The sequence below is a fragment of the Nonomuraea maheshkhaliensis genome, assembly GCF_039529435.1.
Taxonomy (GTDB): domain Bacteria; phylum Actinomycetota; class Actinomycetes; order Streptosporangiales; family Streptosporangiaceae; genus Nonomuraea; species Nonomuraea maheshkhaliensis.
Genome location: NZ_BAAAMU010000031.1, coordinates 1 through 18,178, shown reverse-complemented (window position 1 = coordinate 18,178; position 18,178 = coordinate 1). Strand labels below are relative to the sequence as shown.

The 18,178-nt window shown below is 69.6% G+C and carries 15 protein-coding genes; 9 read left to right on the top strand and 6 right to left on the bottom strand.

What is annotated here, in order from left to right; translation table 11 throughout:
• The first annotated feature begins 125 nt into the window (after nt 1-125).
• Together ABFX54_RS21890 and ABFX54_RS21885 are read left to right on the top strand one after the other, a co-directional pair.
• Nucleotides 126-1,250: a GntR family transcriptional regulator gene (locus ABFX54_RS21890; RefSeq protein ID WP_346107505.1), complete on the top strand. Its 1,125-nt coding sequence runs from the start codon at nt 126-128 to the stop codon at nt 1,248-1,250.
• An 18-nt stretch (nt 1,251-1,268) separates the two neighbouring features.
• Nucleotides 1,269-2,303, top strand: a complete 1,035-nt coding sequence (locus tag ABFX54_RS21885; protein WP_346107502.1) for a glycoside hydrolase family 76 protein — start codon at nt 1,269-1,271, stop codon at nt 2,301-2,303.
• A gap of 36 nt (nt 2,304-2,339) precedes the next feature.
• Here ABFX54_RS21885 and ABFX54_RS21880 read toward each other — a convergent pair whose 3' ends face one another.
• The gene (locus ABFX54_RS21880; RefSeq protein ID WP_346107500.1) at nt 2,340-3,251 is read right to left on the bottom strand and encodes an SDR family NAD(P)-dependent oxidoreductase; all 912 of its coding nucleotides are present in this window, start codon (nt 3,249-3,251) and stop codon (nt 2,340-2,342) included.
• Nucleotides 3,252-3,346: 95 nt separating this feature from the next.
• Here ABFX54_RS21880 and ABFX54_RS21875 point away from each other — a divergent pair, with 95 nt between their 5' ends.
• Nucleotides 3,347-4,018: a TetR/AcrR family transcriptional regulator gene (locus tag ABFX54_RS21875; RefSeq protein ID WP_346107498.1), complete on the top strand. Its 672-nt coding sequence runs from the start codon at nt 3,347-3,349 to the stop codon at nt 4,016-4,018.
• Here ABFX54_RS21875 and ABFX54_RS21870 read toward each other — a convergent pair.
• Nucleotides 3,981-4,253: a nitronate monooxygenase family protein gene (locus tag ABFX54_RS21870; protein ID WP_346107626.1), complete on the bottom strand. Its 273-nt coding sequence runs from the start codon at nt 4,251-4,253 to the stop codon at nt 3,981-3,983. The genes ABFX54_RS21875 and ABFX54_RS21870 overlap by 38 nt on opposite strands.
• Here ABFX54_RS21870 and ABFX54_RS21865 point away from each other — a divergent pair.
• The 6 genes from ABFX54_RS21865 to ABFX54_RS21840 all read left to right on the top strand — a co-directional run bounded on the left by ABFX54_RS21865 (nt 4,140) and on the right by ABFX54_RS21840 (nt 10,538).
• A complete protein-coding gene (locus ABFX54_RS21865; RefSeq protein ID WP_346107629.1) occupies nt 4,140-4,889 on the top strand; it encodes a hypothetical protein in 750 nt (249 codons plus the stop codon). The two genes, ABFX54_RS21870 and ABFX54_RS21865, sit on opposite strands and share 114 nt — an antisense overlap.
• A gap of 166 nt (nt 4,890-5,055) precedes the next feature.
• On the top strand, nt 5,056-6,306 hold the full coding sequence (locus ABFX54_RS21860; protein ID WP_346107496.1) for an MFS transporter: 1,251 nt from the start codon (nt 5,056-5,058) through the stop codon (nt 6,304-6,306).
• Between the two features lie 262 nt (nt 6,307-6,568).
• Nucleotides 6,569-7,657, top strand: coding sequence for a SagB/ThcOx family dehydrogenase (locus ABFX54_RS21855; protein ID WP_346107495.1), 1,089 nt, complete (start codon nt 6,569-6,571; stop codon nt 7,655-7,657).
• A complete protein-coding gene (locus tag ABFX54_RS21850) occupies nt 7,654-8,868 on the top strand; it encodes an MFS transporter (protein ID WP_346107493.1) in 1,215 nt (404 codons plus the stop codon). The genes ABFX54_RS21855 and ABFX54_RS21850 overlap by 4 nt, the downstream gene beginning before the upstream one ends.
• 79 nt (nt 8,869-8,947) lie before the next feature.
• Nucleotides 8,948-9,787, top strand: coding sequence for an AfsR/SARP family transcriptional regulator (locus ABFX54_RS21845; RefSeq protein ID WP_346107491.1), 840 nt, complete (start codon nt 8,948-8,950; stop codon nt 9,785-9,787).
• The gene (locus tag ABFX54_RS21840) at nt 9,768-10,538 is read left to right on the top strand and encodes an AfsR/SARP family transcriptional regulator (protein ID WP_346107489.1); all 771 of its coding nucleotides are present in this window, start codon (nt 9,768-9,770) and stop codon (nt 10,536-10,538) included. Before ABFX54_RS21845 ends, ABFX54_RS21840 begins: the two co-directional genes overlap by 20 nt.
• A gap of 13 nt (nt 10,539-10,551) precedes the next feature.
• Here the strand turns inward: ABFX54_RS21840 and ABFX54_RS21835 are convergent, their stop codons facing one another.
• From ABFX54_RS21835 to ABFX54_RS21820, 4 genes are all read right to left on the bottom strand, one after another.
• Entirely contained in the window at nt 10,552-13,344 is a 2,793-nt protein-coding gene (locus tag ABFX54_RS21835) for an AfsR/SARP family transcriptional regulator (RefSeq protein WP_346107488.1), read from the bottom strand.
• A gap of 96 nt (nt 13,345-13,440) precedes the next feature.
• Complete coding sequence (locus tag ABFX54_RS21830; RefSeq protein WP_346107486.1) at nt 13,441-16,359, bottom strand: Ig-like domain-containing protein; 2,919 nt, start codon at nt 16,357-16,359, stop codon at nt 13,441-13,443.
• A 135-nt stretch (nt 16,360-16,494) separates the two neighbouring features.
• Nucleotides 16,495-17,337: a carbohydrate ABC transporter permease gene (locus ABFX54_RS21825; protein ID WP_346107485.1), complete on the bottom strand. Its 843-nt coding sequence runs from the start codon at nt 17,335-17,337 to the stop codon at nt 16,495-16,497.
• 8 nt (nt 17,338-17,345) lie between these two features.
• A partial coding sequence (locus ABFX54_RS21820) for a carbohydrate ABC transporter permease (RefSeq protein WP_346107484.1) occupies nt 17,346-18,178 on the bottom strand: 833 nt, incomplete at its 5' end.

Below are 18,178 nucleotides of genomic sequence, written 5' to 3'. Positions count from 1 at the left end.
GCGCGAGATGTCATCTGAGGGAAACGTAGGAATCAAGTTGGCATAAGTCAATATGTTTCGATGGTTCAATTTATGAGATGATATATATCTAGATGTGCTGACATACCAAGCTATGAAGGGGAAGAGTGGCTGCGAGAGGCCCGCTCCTGTACGAGCGGATCATTGATTACCTCCTGGACGAGGTCCGGCGTGGAGCGCTGACCCCCGGCGACCGCGTCCCCTCGGAGATGGAGCTGGCCGAGCGGTTCGAGGTCAGCCGGATCACCTCGAAGAAGGCGCTGGAGATCCTCCAGCAGGCCGGCGTCGTGCACCGGGTCCGCGGCAAGGGCTCGTTCGTGGCCGCGGAGCTGCCCGACCTCGACTCCCTGGCGCTCTCACCGGTCCGCGCGGCGGCTGAGGGCGAGCGGGTGCCCGGCACGATCGCGATGATCTATCCGGACGCGTCCGAGGCGTACGGGCTGGAGCTGCTCTGCGCGGTCGAGGAGCGCTGCGCCGAGCGCGGCATCACCCTGGTGATCAAGCGGACCCGCGGCAGCCAGGAAGAGGAGGAGAAGGCCATCGAGTCGATGGTCGACGCCGGGCTCGCCGAGGGCCTGATCGTCTTCCCCGTGCACGGCGAGTACTACAACGCCGGCCTGCTCCGCACCATCCTCGACGGCTTCCCGCTCGTCCTCGTGGACCGCTATCTGGCCGGGATCCAGGTGTGCGCCGTGCACACCGACAACGTCGCCGCCGCGCGCGCCCTGACCGAGCGCCTGCTCGACCAGGGGCACCGGCACATCGCGTTCGCCTCCCCGCCGCCGGAGAACACCTCCAGCATCGAGGAGCGGCTGGAGGGCTTCCGCGCCGCCTTCACCGGGCGCGGCCTGTCCCTCGACTTCGTGCACCAGCTGACCGACCTGTCCAGCACGCTGCCTGGCGCGTTCACTCCCGACAACGTGCGGGCCGACGTCGAACGCATCCGCGCCTTCCAGGCCCGCGAGCCCGAGGTGACCGCGTTCGTGGTGTGCGAGTACAACCTGGCGCGGGTCATGGGCCGGGCCATCTCCGGCACGGAGCCGCGCCCGCTCATCGCCTGCTTCGACTCACCCCTCGACCCGGTCGCCGGGCCGGGCTTCCTGCACGTGCGGCAGGGGCAGCGGGAGATGGGCCGGCAGGCGGTGGACCTGCTGCTGGCCCAGATGCGCGGCGAGCCGGTGCCGCCACGCTCCATCGTCCCGTTCTCGATCGTCGACCCCGAGACCAGCTGATCCACGGAGGACCCACCCTTGTCGCTGCCCGACCTCTGGAACGACCGCGCCGACCTGGCTCAGCGCAGCCTCGACCACTACTTCGCCGCCCCCGGTGACCAGCTCTTCGACAACTGGCACCCGCTGGAGCCCGGCGACAACGACACCTTCAACTACTGGTGGCTCGCGCACGCCATGGACGTGCGCATCGACGCCCACCGGCGGACCGGCGACCCGGCCCGGCTCGACCAGGCCGCGGCGATCCTGGCGGGTATCCGCCGGCGCAACGGCGGCCGGCTCTTCAACGACTACTTCGACGACATGCTCTGGCTCGCGCTCGCGACCCTGCGCCTGGCCGAGGCCACCGGCTCCGCCGACCTGCGCCACGACGTCATCGTGATCTGGCAGCACGTGCTCGACGACGGCTGGAACGACCACGAGGGCGGCGGCATCGCCTGGCGCGTCCAGCAGCCGTACTACAAGAACACCCCCGCCAACGGCCCCTTCGCCATCCTGTCGGCCCGCCTTCACCGCGTCACCGGCGACCCCCGCTACCTGGAGTGGGCGGTCAGGACGATGGACTGGCTGGAGGGCGCCCTGGTGCGGCCGGACGGCTTCGTCGAGGACGGCGTCAACCGCCAGGAGGATCACGCCATCGACGTGCAGTGGCGCTTCACGTACAACCAGGGTCTCTACGCCGGGGCCTGCGTCGAGCTCGCCCAGGCGCTCGGCCGGGACGACTACCTGTCCCGCGCCACCCGCACGGCCCGCACGGCCATCACGGAGCTGAGCTCGGACGGCGTCTTCGCCCACGAGGGCGACGGCGGCGACGAGGGCCTGTTCAAGGGCATCTACTACCGGTACGCCCACCGCCTGCTGGAGGCCCAGGACGTGCCGGAGGTCCGGGACTTCCTGCTGGACAGCACCGAACGGCTGTGGAAGTCGTCCCTGCGGGACGGCCTGCTGCTGGCCGGCCAGAACTGGAACCACCCGCCGGGCCCGAAGGTCTCACTCTCGGCCCAGCTCAGCGCGGTGATGGCCACCGAGGCCTGCGCCGCCCTCACCACCGGCTGACGGCCCCCCGCCGAGACTGGGAACTCATGAGGGCTTTCACTGCGCTGCCAGCGCCGAGAACGTCACTCCGGTCAGCTCCTCGGACACCGTCCACAGGCGCTGCTGGACGGCCTGGTCATGGGAGGCGGGGCTGGAGGTGACCAGTTTCGGGTAGCCGCTGATCTCCCCCCGGTTGCCGGGGCCGTAGTACTGGCCGCCCGTGACGGCCGGGTCGGTGGCGGCGCGCAGGGTGGGCAGGGCGCCCATGTCGGAGTCCTGGGTGAGCAGCGGCGCGAGCCAGGTGATGGGCAGGCGGAGCAGGGCGGGCGTGTTGCGGGCGAGTTCGGTGTTGGACACGCCGGGATGCGCGGCCACCGCGATCGTGGTGCCGTACGGGGCGAGCCGGCGCTGCAGCTCGTACGTGAACAGCAGGTTGGCGAGTTTCGACTGGCCGTAGGCGCCGACGCGGCTGTACGAGCGCTCCCACTGCAGGTCGTCGAAGTGGATGGCGGCCCTGATGCGGTGGCCGGTGCTGCTGACCGTCACGACGCGGGAGCCGGGCACGGGCAGCAGCCGGTCCAGCAGCAGGCCGGTCAGGGCGAAGTGGCCCAGATGGTTGGTGCCGAACTGCAGCTCGAAGCCGTCGGCGGTGCGCTGCGGCGGGGTGTACATCACGCCCGCGTTGTTGATGAGGAGATCGATGCGCGGGTACGTGGCGCGCAGGTCGGCCGCCGCGGACCGGATCGAGTCGAGTGAGGTCAGGTCGAGGGCCTGGACGGCGACGTCGCCGCTGATGCGGCCGGCCGCCTGCCTGCCCTTCTCGACGTTGCGTACGGCCAGTACCACCGTGGCCCCGTGCTCGGCCAGCATCCGCGCGGTCTCGAAGCCCAGCCCGGTGTTGGCGCCGGTCACGATCGCCACCCGCCCGCTCTGGTCGGGGATGTCCTGTTCGGTCCAGTTGCCACTCATGAGGTCCTCCTAAAGAACCGTCGGTCTCTTACGTGCCTCAACATAAGAGACCATCGGTCTGCTGTCAAGAGACTGCCGGTCTTTAAGCTAGGGTGATGGCTGTGACATTCAAGCGGGCGCGTAGTGAGGAGCAGCGGGAGATCCGCCGCCAGGTGATCCTGGACACGGCGGCGGCGATGCTCGACGAGATGCCGGTGGCCGAGGTGAGCCTCAACGAGCTCAGCCGGCGCGTGGGCCTGGCCAAGTCGAACGTCCTGCGCTACTTCGAGTCACGCGAGGCGGTGCTGCTCGAACTGCTGGACGCCTTCCTGGCGAGCTGGGAAGCCGAGATGACGGACGCCCTGGCCGCGGGCATCGACGCCAAGGCGACCCCGGAAGTGCGGGCCCGTCAGCTGGCCGAGATCCTCAGCCGGTCGCTGGCGGAGCGGAAGGTGCTCTGCGACCTCTTCGGCGCGCAGGGCGGCGTCCTTGAGCACAACGTCTCGGTCGAGGTGGTCAAACGGCACAAACGTGCCTCTCTCGCCCGGCTCACGACCATCACCGACCTCATCCGCCGTCACCTGCCGGAGCTCGGGGACGACGCGCGACTGTTCTGCCTGATGGCCATGGTCTCGGCGGGCGCCCTGTCCTCGTACGTCCCGCCGCCGCCCAGCGTCCTGGCCGCCTACGCGGAGGAACCCGCACTCAACATGCTCCACCTGGACCTGCGCGACGCCCTCCGCTCCGCCTTCACCGCGACACTCGTGGGCCTGCTGCCACGCGCCTGATCACGCACGAGCCCGGCCGATCGGGAGCCGCCGACGGGCTCGCCCGCTCCCACGCCTCCAGGGTGCGATTGCCGAGCACGCGATACGGCGCGTCCGGCCGGCCGCCGTCGAAGCACGTGGTGTGAACGGTGTCGCCGGCGGACGCCCGGCAGACAGCCTGCCGGTACGTGTCGTGGGTGGCCGTTTCCTCGGCGGTCAGGAAGCGGGTCCCCAGCCACCCCGCCGGCGCACCCAGGGCCAGCGCGGCGGCCGGCCCGCGCCCGTCACCGATGCCTCCGGCGGCGATCACCGGCCGATCGCACAAAGGTGTCGTCATGCGGACCCCCGGTCTCTGGGCTGTCATTTCGGTATCGGCAGCAGGATATTACCGGCGCCCGAACACCGGCCATATCCGCGCCGCATTTTAGGCCAGGCGGATTTCTTGACGCTGTCGCCATTCTTTCGCCGGGAAAGCAGGAAAAGTCATCGCCCTTTTTCTCAAGCGTCCTGTATGTTGCCGGGCACGACCTTCAGATTGGCAGACATGTCCGAGAACCAAGAAAACCCGGTCTTACGACGAAGGATCGCCTGGCGAATTTCCGCGATGATCAGCCTCGGCACCCTCATTCCGTCCGTCATCCTGGCCGGCTTCATCATGATCATCACTCCGTCGTGGGGGATCTGCTTCGAGAGGGGGAGAGACTGCAATCCGAATGCGGGGCTGCTCGGAACGGTGGCGTTCTGGGCTTTCATCGGCAGCGCGGTGACGGGCATCTCCGCTCTCGCGCTCCCGGTCAGACGGCCGGTGACGAAATGGACGGGGCCCGCTCTCGCCGTCGTGCAGTCGCTCCTTCAGCTGGTCAACTTCGTCGCGATCGCCGTGAGCGGGTGACGGCGCGACGAAAGACGGCGAAAGCGGTGCCCGCGTTCTGTCCACCGCGATGTCGACGACAGCAGGACGACAGGGGGACGAGAGGGCGATGCGGCAGATTGGTGCGCGGTAGGCAGGCGTCGGCCGTCTTCGAGGGAGATTCTTTCGCCGGCATCGTTTCCGGGGCGTGACGGAGTTCGCTGTGAATGCTGTTGCATCGGGGGAGAAGGCGACGTTTCGTGCGGTGCTGGGGGTCGCCGAGTTCAGGGCATTGTGGTCGGCGGAGTTGTTCTCCCAGGTGGGGGACCAGTTCGCGAGGGTGTCGATCGCGGTCCTGGTTTACCAGCGAACGGCCTCGGCCGCGCTGACCGGGCTGACGTATGCGTTGACGTACCTCCCGTCCCTGGTGGGCGGAATGACGTTGAGCTGGGTCGGCGATCGATATCCGCGCCGCGAGGTCATCTTCGTCGTCGATCTCGTACGCGCGGTGCTGGTCGCGGCGATGGCACTGCCCGGCATGCCGTTACCGGCGCTGGCCGTGCTGCTGGCCGTGATGACCGCGTTGAGCGGGCCGTTCAAGGCGGCCCAACTCTCCCTGCTCGCCGATGTCCTGACCGGCGACCATTACGTCCTCGGTCTTTCCATCCGGCAGATCACCATTCAGAGCGCCCAGATCGGCGGTTTCCTCGGCGGGGGACTGCTCGCCCAGGCGCTCAGCTCCACCACGGGGCTGGCCGTCGACGCCGCGACGTTCGTGCTGTCCGCGCTGCTGGTCAGGTTCGGCACGCGCCGGCGACCTGCGGCGGCGGGAGGCGGCGGACGGTCGAGGGTGCCGGCGGGCGGATTCGGACTGGCGATGGTGTGGCGGGATCCGCGGCTGCGGTCACTGGCCGCGCTGAGCTGGCTGGCCGGCTTCTACGTGATGCCGGAAGGGCTCGCGGCTCCATACGCCGATGCGCTGGACGAAGGCTCCGCCCTGGCCGTCGGTGTGATCATGGCGGCGGATCCGGTCGGATGCGTGATCGGCGCGTTCATCTTCGGCAGATTCGTTCCCGAGCCGGTCCGCGACAGAACGGTGGGAGTGCTCGCCCTGCTGGCCGGCGTGCCGCTGGCATTGTGCGTTCTGTGGCCCGGCCTGACGATGTCCGCGATTCTCTTCGCGCTTTCCGGCGCCTGCTCCATCTGTTACCAGATGCAGGTGGGCGCATTGTTCGTACGCATTCTTCCGGACGCGTCCCGTGCCCAGGGAATGGGGGTGATGTCGTCCGGGCTCATCACGGTGCAAGGTCTGGGCATTTTCGCCGGCGGCGTGGTGGCCACCTGGACGGGACCCGTCGCGGCGATCGCCCTGGCCGGCCTCGCCGGCATCATGGCCGGCGCATATCCGGCCCGGGAGTGGGCGGCCGCCCGAACCGAAGAGAGGAGGCGAAATCCATGAGAAAGCCGGGACAGAACTGGTGAACCCGCACCGGCACCATCGGCCGGCGAGAACCGGAAGGGAGGGAACGGGAATGACCAGAGGAAAGGACCAGTAAAGACCAGTAAGCAAAAGTCCGGCAGAACAAGCGAAGGAGCAAGAGATGAACACATCAGCCGCGGACGAGGCCGTCATCGAGCTGGCCGGCGAATACGCGCCCGCCGAGATCCTGACGAGCTGGGTCGACCGCACGCCCGACATCGGCTGACCGGCGAGGCTGCACGTGGACGACCCACGACTGCGGATCTCATCGTGCGGTGCGCTGCTGTGGCACGCCGATCAGCTGGTCTGGCACGACACCCTGGCTCATCGCCGGTTCGTCCTCGGTGAGGACGCCGACGCCGTGCTGCGGTGCTTCACCACCTGGCGGCCACTGAGCGAGGTGCGTACGTGCGCCCGCGATGATGATCACGCCGCGTTCCTGGTCGCGATCGTCGAGCGGCTGCGTGCGGCCAACGTCCTCGTCACCTGGAAGTCGGAACGGCACCGCGCCGAGGCCGCCGGCGAGGCCGCCTGGCATCGCTGGGGCCGGCTCGCCGCCGTGTTCCACGCGGAAACCCGCAACCTGCGCGACCAGCCGTTCATGACGGCCGAGCTCGAACAGGAGCGGCTGCGGCGGCGGCCCGACGACGAGCCGCCGCCCGCCGTGTGCCGGGAGGTGCCGGCACCGCACCGCGTCGTGCTGGCCGAGGCCGGCACGGCGCCGTGGGCCCGTTCCGGCTTCCTCGACGTCCTGTCCCATCGCCGCAGCTCACGCCGGTTCAGCGGGGAACCGGTGCCGTTCGACGCGATCAGCGCGCTGCTGCGCTGGGGCGGTGGGATCGTCGAACTCGACGAGCCCACCCAGACCGCCTTCAGAACCTCCCCTTCAGGAGGAGGCCGGCACCCCACCGAGATCTACCTCCACGCGCACCGCGTCAGCGGGCTCGCTCCCGGGCTGTATCACCTGAACGTCCGGCGCCACGAGCTGGAACTCGTCGGGCCGCCGCACACCGGGGACGCCCTCGTGGAGCTGCTCGGAGGCCAGGAGTGGGTGGCGGCCAGCGGTTGTGTCGTGTTCTATACCTGTGTGCTCGCGCGCAGCATGTGGAAATACTCGACTCCGCGTACCTACCGGATGCTCCACCTCGATGTCGGTCACCTCAGCCAGACCCTCTACCTGCTGTCCGCCGCGCTCGGGCTCGGCGTCACCTTCACCGCGGCGATCAGGGACGAGCAGCTCGAAGACCTGCTGGGCATCGACGCCGCCGGCGAACTGGTGATGGGCTGCTCGGTGATCGGCATGCCGCGGACGAGGTGCGGGGGCGCATGACCGCCGGCCGCGTCACCTACGCGGAGATCTTCGGCGTGCGTGAGTTCCGCGCGCTGTTCGCCAGCCGGGTGCTGGCCACCGTCGGCGACTACGTCGCTCGCGCCGCGCTGGTCATCGCGGTCTTCGCCGACACCGGGTCGGAGGCGCTCATGGGCGTCACCTTCGCCCTGACCACACTCCCGGACCTCATCGGCGGCCCGTTACTGGCCGGTCTGGCCGACCGAATCCCCCGGCGCGCCGTCATGGTGGCCGCCGACCTCGGCAGAGCGTTCCTCCTGCTCATCATGGCGATCCCCGGGCTGCCGCTGGTCGCCCTGTGGGCCCTGCTCTTCCTGATCCGGCTGCTGGACTCGCCGTTCAGCAGCTCCTATCTGGCCACCATGTCGGTGGTGCTGCCGGGCCGGCGGCTGGTGAAGGGGTCTGCGGTCACGCAGGTGGTCAACCACGTCTCCTACACGATCGGGTACGCCTTCGGCGGCGTGATCGTCGCGATCACCGGACTGTCCGCGGTCCTGGTGTTCAACGCCGCGACCTTCGTCCTGTCCGGCCTGGCGATCCTGGCGGGGGTACGGGCCCGGCCGGCCACCGCCGGCGGCGGCGCCTCCGCGCCGTCCTGGCTCGGTTCGTTCCGCACCGCGACCCGCTACATCGCCGCGCACCCACGGCTGCGGGTGATCATGCTGTTCACCCTGCCCATCGCCGCCTGCCTCGTGTCCGCGACACTCGCGGCGCCGTACGCGGCACAGCTCGGCCAGGGGACGGCCGTCGCCGGCCTGCTGATGGGCGCCACCCCCGCCGGGATCGTGATCGGGCTCTGGCTGCTGCCCCTGCTGATCCCCGATCAGCGCCCGCCGCACGTGGTGGTCCTGTCGGCCCTCGGCTGCCTGCCGCTGATGCTGTTCGCCGCCGTGCCGGGGGCGGTGGTCGCGACCGTGCTGATCGTGGTCTCAGGAATGGCGCTGTACTTCTGGATCCCGCTCACCGCCGAGTTCACCCAGACCGTCCCCGACGACATGCGCGGGCAGGCCGTGGGCCTGCTCACCACGACCATGCGGGTCACACAGGGCGTCGCCATCCTGATGTTCGGGTTCGCCGCCCAGCACGCGACGTCGTCCACGGTGATCGCGGCCTCGGGAGCGATCGGAACGGCCCTGGCGATCGGCCTGTCGCTGGCATGGGTACGGACGAGCGGCTCTGCCAGAACCTCCTGACCTGACGACCTCGCGAAAGCGGCACGAAAGATCGGCGAAAAGGCGGCTGCCTATATTCGCGGTGCCGAAGGAGGTGGACGTGCTGGTTTTCCGGGTGCTGGGTCCGCTGCAGGTCGAGCGCGACGGAACCGCGCTCGCGATCACCGCGAGCAAGCAGCGGATCCTGCTGGCGACGCTGCTGCTGCACGCCAACCGACAGGTGTCGATGGAGCGGCTGATCGACCGGCTCTGGTACGACGAGGGCCCGGCCGATCCGCGCTCCTCGCTGCACACCTACCTGGCCCGGCTCCGGCACACGCTGGGCGACGGCCGGCTCGGTCCGGCCCTGATCGAGACCGGCCAGGGCGGTTATCTCCTGCGGGCATGCCCGGAGTCGCTGGACGTACTGAGATTCCGGCGGCTGGTGGCCGAGGCGGCCCGGGACCACGACCGGGCCGAAGGGCTGCTGCGCGAGGCGCTCGGGTTGTGGCGGGGAGCGTTGCTCGGCGACGTGCCGTCCGACGTGCTGCACCGCGAAGAGGTGCCCGCTCTGGCCGCCGAGCGCCTGGGCGTACAGGAGCGCTGGTTCGACCTCGCGTTGCGCTCCGGCCAGGGCGCGCAGGTCATCGGCGAGGTGCGGGCGGCACTGAGCGCCTTCCCGCTGAGCGAGCGCTTGTGCGAGCGGCTCATGCTCTGCCTCTACCAGTCGGGCCGTCCGGCGGAGGCACTGGAGACGTACGAGACGGTACGCGGCAGGCTCCGCGCGGAGCTCGGCCTGGAGCCGGGCGAGGAGATGCGGCAGATCCAGGCGTTGATCCTGCGCCGGCAGCCGATCGAGCCCTGTCACCTGCGGCTGGCCAGCGGGGACCACCCGCGGCCGACGGAGCGGGATCCGGGGGATGAGGGGGTGTTCCTGCACGATGGAGCAGACAGGCGATGAGCTGCGTTTCGGCGTGCTCGGCCAGTTGGAGATCGTCGGAGGGGGAGCTCCGGTCGTCATCGCGGCGGCGAAACAACGCGTGGCCCTGGTCACGCTGCTCTTGCAGGCCGGCAACCTGGTCACCAGGGACGAGCTGATCGACCGGATCTGGGCGGACGACCTTCCTGCCGACCCGACGGCTTCCTTGCACACGCATATCGCCCGGCTCCGGCGTTCGCTGCGGGCCGGCCGGAATCTGATCAGGACCCACGACCTGGGCTACTCGATCCAAGCCGGTGCCGAGACGCTCGACGTGCTGCGGTTCCGCCGGCTCGTCGGGTCGGCTGCGGCGGCGAGGTCGCGGGACGACACCGGGCAGGAGGCGCGGCTGCTGCGTGAGGCGCTGGCGTTGTGGCGCGGGCCCGTGCTCGCCGACATCACCTCGGAATCCCTGCACCGCGAGGTGGTGCCGCTCCTGGAGGAGGAGCGGCTGCGCGCGCAGGTACGCTGGTTCGAGGCGTGCATCAGACTGGGTGAGCCCGCCGAGGTGATCCCCGAGCTGCGGGCGGCCGTGGGCGCGCACCCCACGCACGAACGGCTCTGGGCCCAGCTGATCCTCGCGCTGTCCCTCGGGGGACGTCCTGCAGAGGCGCGGGAGACGTACCGGACGGTCCGTGCGCTGCTGCGTGCGGAGCTCGGCCTCGACCCGGGTCCGGAGATCCAGCAGGCGTACGCGCGTCACCGGTCCGCTCGCACCGTGAATCTCTCGTGAGGTCGCCGGCGCGCTACCGGCTCTGGTCCGGTCCGAGAAGGCGGCGGACGCGGGCGACGTCCTGGGCGCGCCCCTGCTGCTGGTACATCGAGAGGGCCCGCTGCCACGCGGCACGGGCTTCGTCGTGGTCGCCGAGCATGGCGTACGCGTCACCGAGCCGTACCAGCGTGTTGGCGGCGAAGTAGTGGCTGCCGATCTCGGTTTGGATCCTCAGCGCGTCGCGGTAGTGCTGAACCGCCCGAGCATGGTCGCCACTGAGATGGTTGACGTATCCCAGGGTGTCGAGCGTGGTTCCCTCGACGCTAGGACTCCCTGTGCGTCGTGCCAGCAGCAGTGCGGCCTCGCCGGTCTCACGGGCGACGTCGTAGCGGCCGAGTTTGGCGGCGTACCAGGACATGTCGTTGAGCGCGTCGCCTTCCGCGACCGGATCGTCGAGGGCGTGGAAGATCTGCTGAGCTCGGGTGACCTGGTCGAGTGCCGGCTCGTAGTCCTCCCGGTGCATCCAGACCACCGCGATCGCCCGGTAGGCCCGGGCCTCGGCGAGCCGGTCGCCGGTTTCGCGGGCCAGCGTCAGTGCGTGGGTCAGGTGCTCCATCGCCTGGTCGTACCGGCCGAGCTTGGCGGACACGTTCCCGAGCAGCCTGCGCATGCGGGCCTCGGCGGCCGGGTCGCCGAGGTGCACGGCGGCGTCCAGACCGGCCTGGACGACATCGAGCTGGTCGCGGAGCAGTCCCCGCCGCTCCTGGTAGTTGTTCAGATACCAGGCCATCGCCCACACCGGGACGTGCATGCCATGGTCCGCGGCCGTCTTCTGGGCGGCGAGCAGGCACTGATACTCGCTGTCGAACCACGACAGCGCCGCCGCCATGTCGTGCGGCGGAGCGGGGTCGGCGCCGGTCGCGGGCGGGTCGAGCTCGACGACCGGGGCGGCCGGGTGCACCACCATGTCGACCGTCCTCATCGTGCGCAGGTAGAAGCCGACGACCCGGCGCAACGCCGCGGTGTCCGCCGGTCCGCGTTCGGCGGCGTAGCGGCGGACCAGGTCGTGCATCCGGTACCGGGCGTGCTCGTCCCGGCTCAGCAGCGACGCCTGCTCAAGCTGGCGCAGGACCGTCCTGGTCCGGCCGAGGGGCAACCCGGTGAGGTCGGCGGCGGCGTACGGACCGAGGTCGGGACCGGGCGCGATCGCCAGCAGCGCCAGCACCCGGGCCTGCTCGGCGGGGAGCGCCCGCAGCGACCACGACAGGACGGCCGGCAGGCTGGCCGACGGATCGTCGTCGTCGAGCGCGCCGAGTCCTTCGTCACGCAGCTCGGCGACCAGCTCCATCAGTGACCGGCGCGGCTGGGCCGCCGCTCGGGCGGCGATGATGCTCAACGCGAGCGGCAAGCCCTTGCACAACGCGACGAACTCTGTGACGGCCGCGGTCTCGGCGGCCACCCGCGCCGCGCCGATCCTGCGGGTCAGCAGCGCATGGGCCTCGTCGTCGGAGAGGGTGTCGAGCGCCAGGTGGCGCGCGCCGTGCCGGGTGGTCACGCCGGACAGCCACCTGCGGCTCGTCACCACGACCACGCACGTCCCGCCGCCCGGCAGCAGCGGAGCGACCTGGGCGGCGTCCACCGCGTTGTCCAGCACCAGCAGCATCCGCCTGGTCGCCACCAGGCTGCGGAACAGCGACGCCTGGGCGTGCGGCTGATCCGGCACCTGGCCGGGCGCGACGCCGAGCGCGTGCAGGAACCCCCGCACCGCGACCTCCGGCGCCATCGGCGTCTCGTCCGGGCTGAACCCGCGCAGATCCACGAACAGCTGCCCGTCCGGGAACCGGTCGAGGTTGCGGTGCGCCCAGTGCAGCGCCAGCCAGGTCTTGCCCATCCCGCCGCCGCCGGCGATGGCCGAGATCACCACGGGTCCGCCCGCGGCGCGGGCGTCGTCCAGTCGCTCCAGCTCGTCGTGGCGTCCGACGAACGGCGCGGGCGGAGCGGGCAACTGCCGGGGCACCACCCGCGCGTGCACCCGCTGACCGGCCGTCCCAGGAGCGGCGAGTTCGGCGTCGTCGTTCAGAATGGCCTGCCGCAACGCCCGCACCTCCTTGCCGGGATCCACACCCAGCTCCTCGCGCAGCAGCGTCGCCAGGTCCTGGTACGCCTTGAGCGCCTCGGCCTGGCGACCGGACCGGTACAGCGCCACCATCAGGCGCGCCCGCAGCCCTTCGCGCAGCGGGTGGGCGTCCGCCGCCGCCAGCAACTCCCCGACGATCTGACCGTGCCGGCCGAGCGTCAGACTGACGTCGAACCACCGCTCCAGCGTCCGCATCCGCTCCTCGACGAGCTGCGGGACGTCGTCGCGATGCACCACTTCCGACGGTACGTTGCCCAGAACCGGCTCCTGCCACAGTCCCAGCGCCTGCTCCAGCAGGTCCGCCTCCCCGGAGAGGTCGCCTTCTCCCGCCGCCCGCTCGGCCCGCCGGGCCAGCCGGCGAAACCGGGTCAGATCCAAACAGTCGTCTTCGACGTCGATGGCGTATCCGTGCCCGTGCGTCCGGATCAGCCGGGGCTCCTCGCCCCGGTCGCCCAGCACCCGGCGTAATCGCGTCACGTGGATGAACAGGGCGCTACGCGGGTCGTCCGGCGCGTTCAGATCCCACACCCGATCCGTCAGCTGGTCGTAGGAGATCTCCTGCCCCGCGTGGAGGAGCAGCGTGGCCAGCACCACCCGCTGCTTCCCCGCGCTGATCGTGATCGGCCCATCGCCGCCGGCCACCCGTAACGGCCCAAGCACACTGAACCGCAGCCCCCTGCCGATGCCCACGGCTCCAGGTCTACCGCACATCTCGATGCTGCGGCAGCCCGGTTCATCGGTGTGTTCCGGGGCGCGGCCGGTGGGTGGCGCGCCCCGGAACATCGGTCAGGAGGATCGGGGGAGTGAGACGGTGACGTCGTCGAAGTCGAGGTGCTGGAAGCCCTCGGTATAGAAGCCGATCTTGCCGGACGGGTTCTGTGCCGGGTTCGTGCCTTCGAGTACGGTCTCGCCGTCGACGGTGACGGTCACCGACGTGCCCCGCACCGTCAGCCGCACGTCGTACCCAGTGCCGGGACGCAGGCCGCCGTCGGCCGGCAGGACGACCTGCTTCAGCGTGCGCCACTGCGGGTCGTAGAGCGTCCAGGTCGGACCGGCCGCCGCGTGCCGGTAGCGGACGAAACCGGCGCTGCCCTGGCGGTCGTACATGATGAGGACCGCCCCTTCCGGCACCTGAGCGGGCGTCCGCAGCCGGTACGACAGCGCGTAGTCGGTGAAGGCGCGGTCGAGCAGCCCGTTGGCGCCGTTGACGATCCGGTACCAGTGGTTGCCGTCAGGGTCGGCGACGATGCTGCGGTTGGGGTCCACGGGCCAGCCGTTGCCGCCTGACTCGAAGTCGGTGGCGTGCATGACGCCGTCGCCCTCGCTCACGGTGACGGTGGCCGTGTCGGTGATCTCCGGATGGGCCTTGGCGGTGACCGTGACGGTGGTGGTGCCGGGCATGAGCGCGGTGACCGTGCCGGCCGCGTTCACCGTGGCCACCGCCGGGTCGCTGCTCGCGTACGTCACCGCCTGGTCGGTGGCGTTCCACGGTACCGGCTCGGCCCGGACGGACAGCGTCTTGCCGAGCGGGACGGTGAGCTGGTCGCCGGGCAGGTGCAGGGCGGTCAGCTCGATCCGGTCGGGCCCGCCCGGCAGCCCGATCTTGCCGTGGGTGCCGATCTCGGCGAACGGGACGGCCTTGAAGCCGGGGATGCGCTGGAAGACCTCGGCGTCCGCGGTCAGCGAGAAGTCGCCGGCCCGCCAGTCGGTGAAGCCGGGGTCGTGGTCGGCGACCCAGTTGCCGGCGTAGTTGAGCAGGTTCTTGATATCGCGCGCGCCGTGCTGGTTGACGCTGGAGGCGCGGGTCAGCTCGGGGTTCCAGACGAGGTTGTTCTCGAAGAAGTTCTTGGCCGGGAAGTAGTGGTTCTCGTCGAAGAAGGTGAGCAGTTCGGGGTATTTGGCGGCGTACGGTGTACCGGTGAAGCCGCCGTTCTCCTCGAAGAGCTTCTGCCAGGCCGGAAGGTAGTTCTTGTCCACCGTGTTGCCGGGCTGGTCGCCCATCCACATCTCGTAGTTGTCGTACGGGACGTGCGTGTCGACGAAGATGTTGTTTCTGGCCTTGATGTGGTCGCCGGAGCCGCTCTTGATGGCGTCGTTGCCCATCCGGTAGAAGACGTTCTCGTCGATCGTCAGGCCCATGGTGAGGTTGTCGGGGTAGACGCCCTCGACGCCGCCGCGCCCCTCGCCGATGTGGTGGAAGTAGTTGCGCCGGATCACGGTGCCGCGCTCGTGCGGCGTCATGCCGGCGTTCATGTAGATCGCGCCGAGGTCCTGGAAGTCCTGGCAGATGTCGTAGATGTCGTTGTACTCGATGAGATGGTCGTTGCCGTGGACGATGATGCCGGGATGCGGCGCGTCGTGGATCTCGTTGCCGCGCGCCGTGTTTCCGACGCCGTCGAACATCACGCCCGGGTTGTACGCCTTGTGGTAGTAGGCGAAGTCGTGGATGTGGGAGTTCTCCACCCGGTTGCGGCCCGGCTCCAGGGTCTTGTCGTCGCCGCCGTTGAGGACGACGCCCACGCCGCCGACGTGCCGGATCGTGGAGGAGATCACGGCGTGGTCGCGGCCCTTGTTCTTGTCCGGGATGCCGTCGTAGACGTAGCGGCCGGCCGAGTTGATGTAGACGCCGCCGTCGGAGAAGTTCTGGATGTCGCTGCGCTCGATGGTGACGTGGCTGCCGCCGAGGATCACCGCGGGCAGGCTGCGCCCGTACTCCAGCGCCAGCTCCTGGAAGGAGACGTACGAGGCGCCGGCGGTCTTGATCATCGGCTCCTTGAGCATGGTGACGGTGATGTCGCCCTGCTTGGTACGGAAGGCCGCGTTGGGCATCAGGTACAGCACGCCCTTGGCCCGGTCGATGTAGTACTCGCCGGGGGCGTCCAGCTCCTCCAGCAGGTTCTGGGCGAAGTGGAAGTCCGGGTACCACGACTTCATCAGGCCGGACATCTCACCGTAGCGGAGCGTGATCGTCTTCGCCGCCGGGTCGATCGAGGCGATCTTGTTGTACGACCACTCCCAGCTGTAGCCGAAGATGCCGTCCAGCCAGACGTCCTCGGCCTGCGTCCAGTGGCGCGGCCGGTCGTAGCCGTAGCTGAACGTGCCGCCCCGGTTCTGCAGGTCGGCGTCCTTCACGGTGGGCCCGGCGTCGATGATGTCCTTCATCTGTACGGTGCCGTCGTTGGGCCAGCGGGCCAGCGTCATGCCCTGCCCCGCCACGTACAGCTCCATGGGCGGGACGGTGCTGACGTCGTTGGCCTTCCAGTAGCCGTGCCGGCTGAGCTGGCCGTAGTCGGTGAAGCCGAGGGCCTTGAGGTCGACCTGCAGCACCTTGTCCCGGGCCGGCTCGTCCACGATGCGCCCCAGCACGGCCTGGTCGGTCACGGGGGTGAAGCTGTCGTGGGAGAGCTGCCGCCCGCCGGTGAGCCTGGCCGTCTCGCCGGGGTAGGAGCGGTAGACGACCGGCGCCTTCGCCGTGCCGGAGTCCCGCTGGTCGAGCGCGAAGGACGCGCTCCGCTGGTACGTGCCCCCGCGCAGGTAGACGGTCACCCCGCCGGCCGGCAGGCCGTGGCGGGCCTTGAGCTTCCTGATCGCGTCCCTGGCCCCTTCGAGGGTGCGCAGGGGGCGGCCCTTCGTCCCGTTGGCGGCGTCGTTGCCGCCGGGCGCGACGTAGAGGATCTGTCCCGGCGCTCGCGACCCGTGCGCCACCGCCGGTGTCGCCGTGAGCGGTAACAGGAGGCAAGCCGCAAAAAGGGCATGTAGCCGTCGTGTGATGGACACAGTTCCTGCCTTTCCGAGGGGGGTGGGGTGCGCTCAACCGCGCTCAACCGGGCTCGGCGGCGCTCAGCCCTTGAGCGCGCCGACCGTCAGGCCGCTGATGATGTGCCGCTGCATGTAGACGAAGAAGATGATCACCGGGGCCACGGCGAGGAGGAGGTTGGGGAAGACCTTGGTCATGTCGGTCGCGTACTGGCTGATGCCGGCGTAGATGGCGGTGGTGACCGTGTACGTGCCGGAGCCGGGGCTGAGCAGGATCTGCGGGCTGATGAAGTCGTTCCAGATCCCGATCGAGTTGAGGATCAGCACCGTGATCACGGCAGGCCGGGTCAGCGGGAAGATGACCTGCCAGTACGTACGCAGCCGCCCGGCCCCGTCGATCGCGGCCGCGTGGTCGATGTCCCGGGGCACGGTCCGGATGAAGCCGACGAACAGGAAGATGCTCACCGGCAGCGTCATGGCGACGTCGTGCAGGATCAGCCCGGTCACCGTGTTGCCCAGCCCGATCGCGCGCAGCACGTAGATCAGCGGCACGATGAGGGCCGAGGCGGGGATGAACGTGCCGGCCAGGAAGAACAGCAGCAGGAACTGGGTGCGCCGCTTGAGACTGCGCGCGATCACGTACGCGGCGGGCCCGGCGAACAGGATGCAGAGCACATCGACGGCCACCACCAGCACGAGCGTGAAGCCGTAGCTCTCGAGCACGTTGTACTGGGGGCTCTGCACCGCCGCCGCCAGGTAGTCCAGCGAGATCCTGGCGAACGGCAGCGAGAACGGGCTGTTCTGGATGTCCTGCTGCGACTTGAAGCTGTTGACCAGCAGCAGGTAGACCGGCACGGTCATGACGGCGAACAGCAGGGTCAGCAGCGCGACACGAACCGGCGACTTTGTACGGGTTTCAGAAGTCATGGGGGCTCCTAGCTGGTCGCGGCCCGGTCCTGCCGGTTGCGCAGGGCGGTGACGACGACCGACAGCGCCGCGGAGGCCACCATGAGGCCCACGGCCTGGGCGGTGGCGAAGCCGACGTCCGTGCCGGCGAACGACCTGGTGAGGATGACGTACGCGATGGTCTCGGTGGCCCCGGCCGGGCCGCCGTCGGTGAGGCTGACGACGATGTCGTACACCTTGATCAGCCCCACCAGGTTGAGCACCATGGCGACGGTGACCACCGGTGCGATCATCGGGATGACGATCCTGCGGTTGATCTGCCGCCGCGACGCGCCGTCGATCTGCGCCGCCTCGACCAGCTCGCGCGGTACCGTCTGCAGGCCGGCCACGAACAGCACCACGTTGAAGCCGAAGCCCGCCCACACGATGACGCCCACCAGGGTGATCACCGCGAGGTTCTCGTCGAACAGGAAGCCGACGGGGCCGATGCCGAGGTCGGCGAGGGTGTTGTTGATCGCGCCGTTGGTGCCGAGGATGGCGCTCCACAGGAAGCCCAGGATGAGCGAGCTGATCACGTGCGGGTAGTAGGCGAGGGTGCGGAAGAAGGAGTTGGCCCAGTTCCGCTCCTTGAGCTGGAGCGCGTAGACCAGGCCGAGCCCGAGCATCCCGACCGAGCCGAAGAAGGCCACGATCACGGTGACCGCTCCGGCCCTGACGGTGTCCGGGTCGTCGAACAGGCGGGTGTAGTTGTCCAGGCCGACGAACGCGGCCGAGGAGAAGCCGTTCCAGTCGGTGAGGCTCAGGTACAGCGCCACGACGACCGGGACGATCGTCATGACCGTGTAGATCACGACGGCGGGGG

Excerpts from the sequence above, each read along its gene's own strand:
- ABFX54_RS21850 (WP_346107493.1), top strand. The coding sequence starts at position 7,654 with ATGACCGCCGGCCGCGTCACCTACGCGGAGATCTTCGGCGTGCGTGAG.
- ABFX54_RS21880 (WP_346107500.1), bottom strand. The coding sequence starts at position 3,251 with ATGAGTGGCAACTGGACCGAACAGGACATCCCCGACCAGAGCGGGCGG.
- ABFX54_RS21875 (WP_346107498.1), top strand. The coding sequence starts at position 3,347 with ATGGCTGTGACATTCAAGCGGGCGCGTAGTGAGGAGCAGCGGGAGATC.
- ABFX54_RS21840 (WP_346107489.1), top strand. The coding sequence starts at position 9,768 with ATGGAGCAGACAGGCGATGAGCTGCGTTTCGGCGTGCTCGGCCAGTTG.
- ABFX54_RS21825 (WP_346107485.1), bottom strand. The coding sequence starts at position 17,337 with ATGACTTCTGAAACCCGTACAAAGTCGCCGGTTCGTGTCGCGCTGCTG.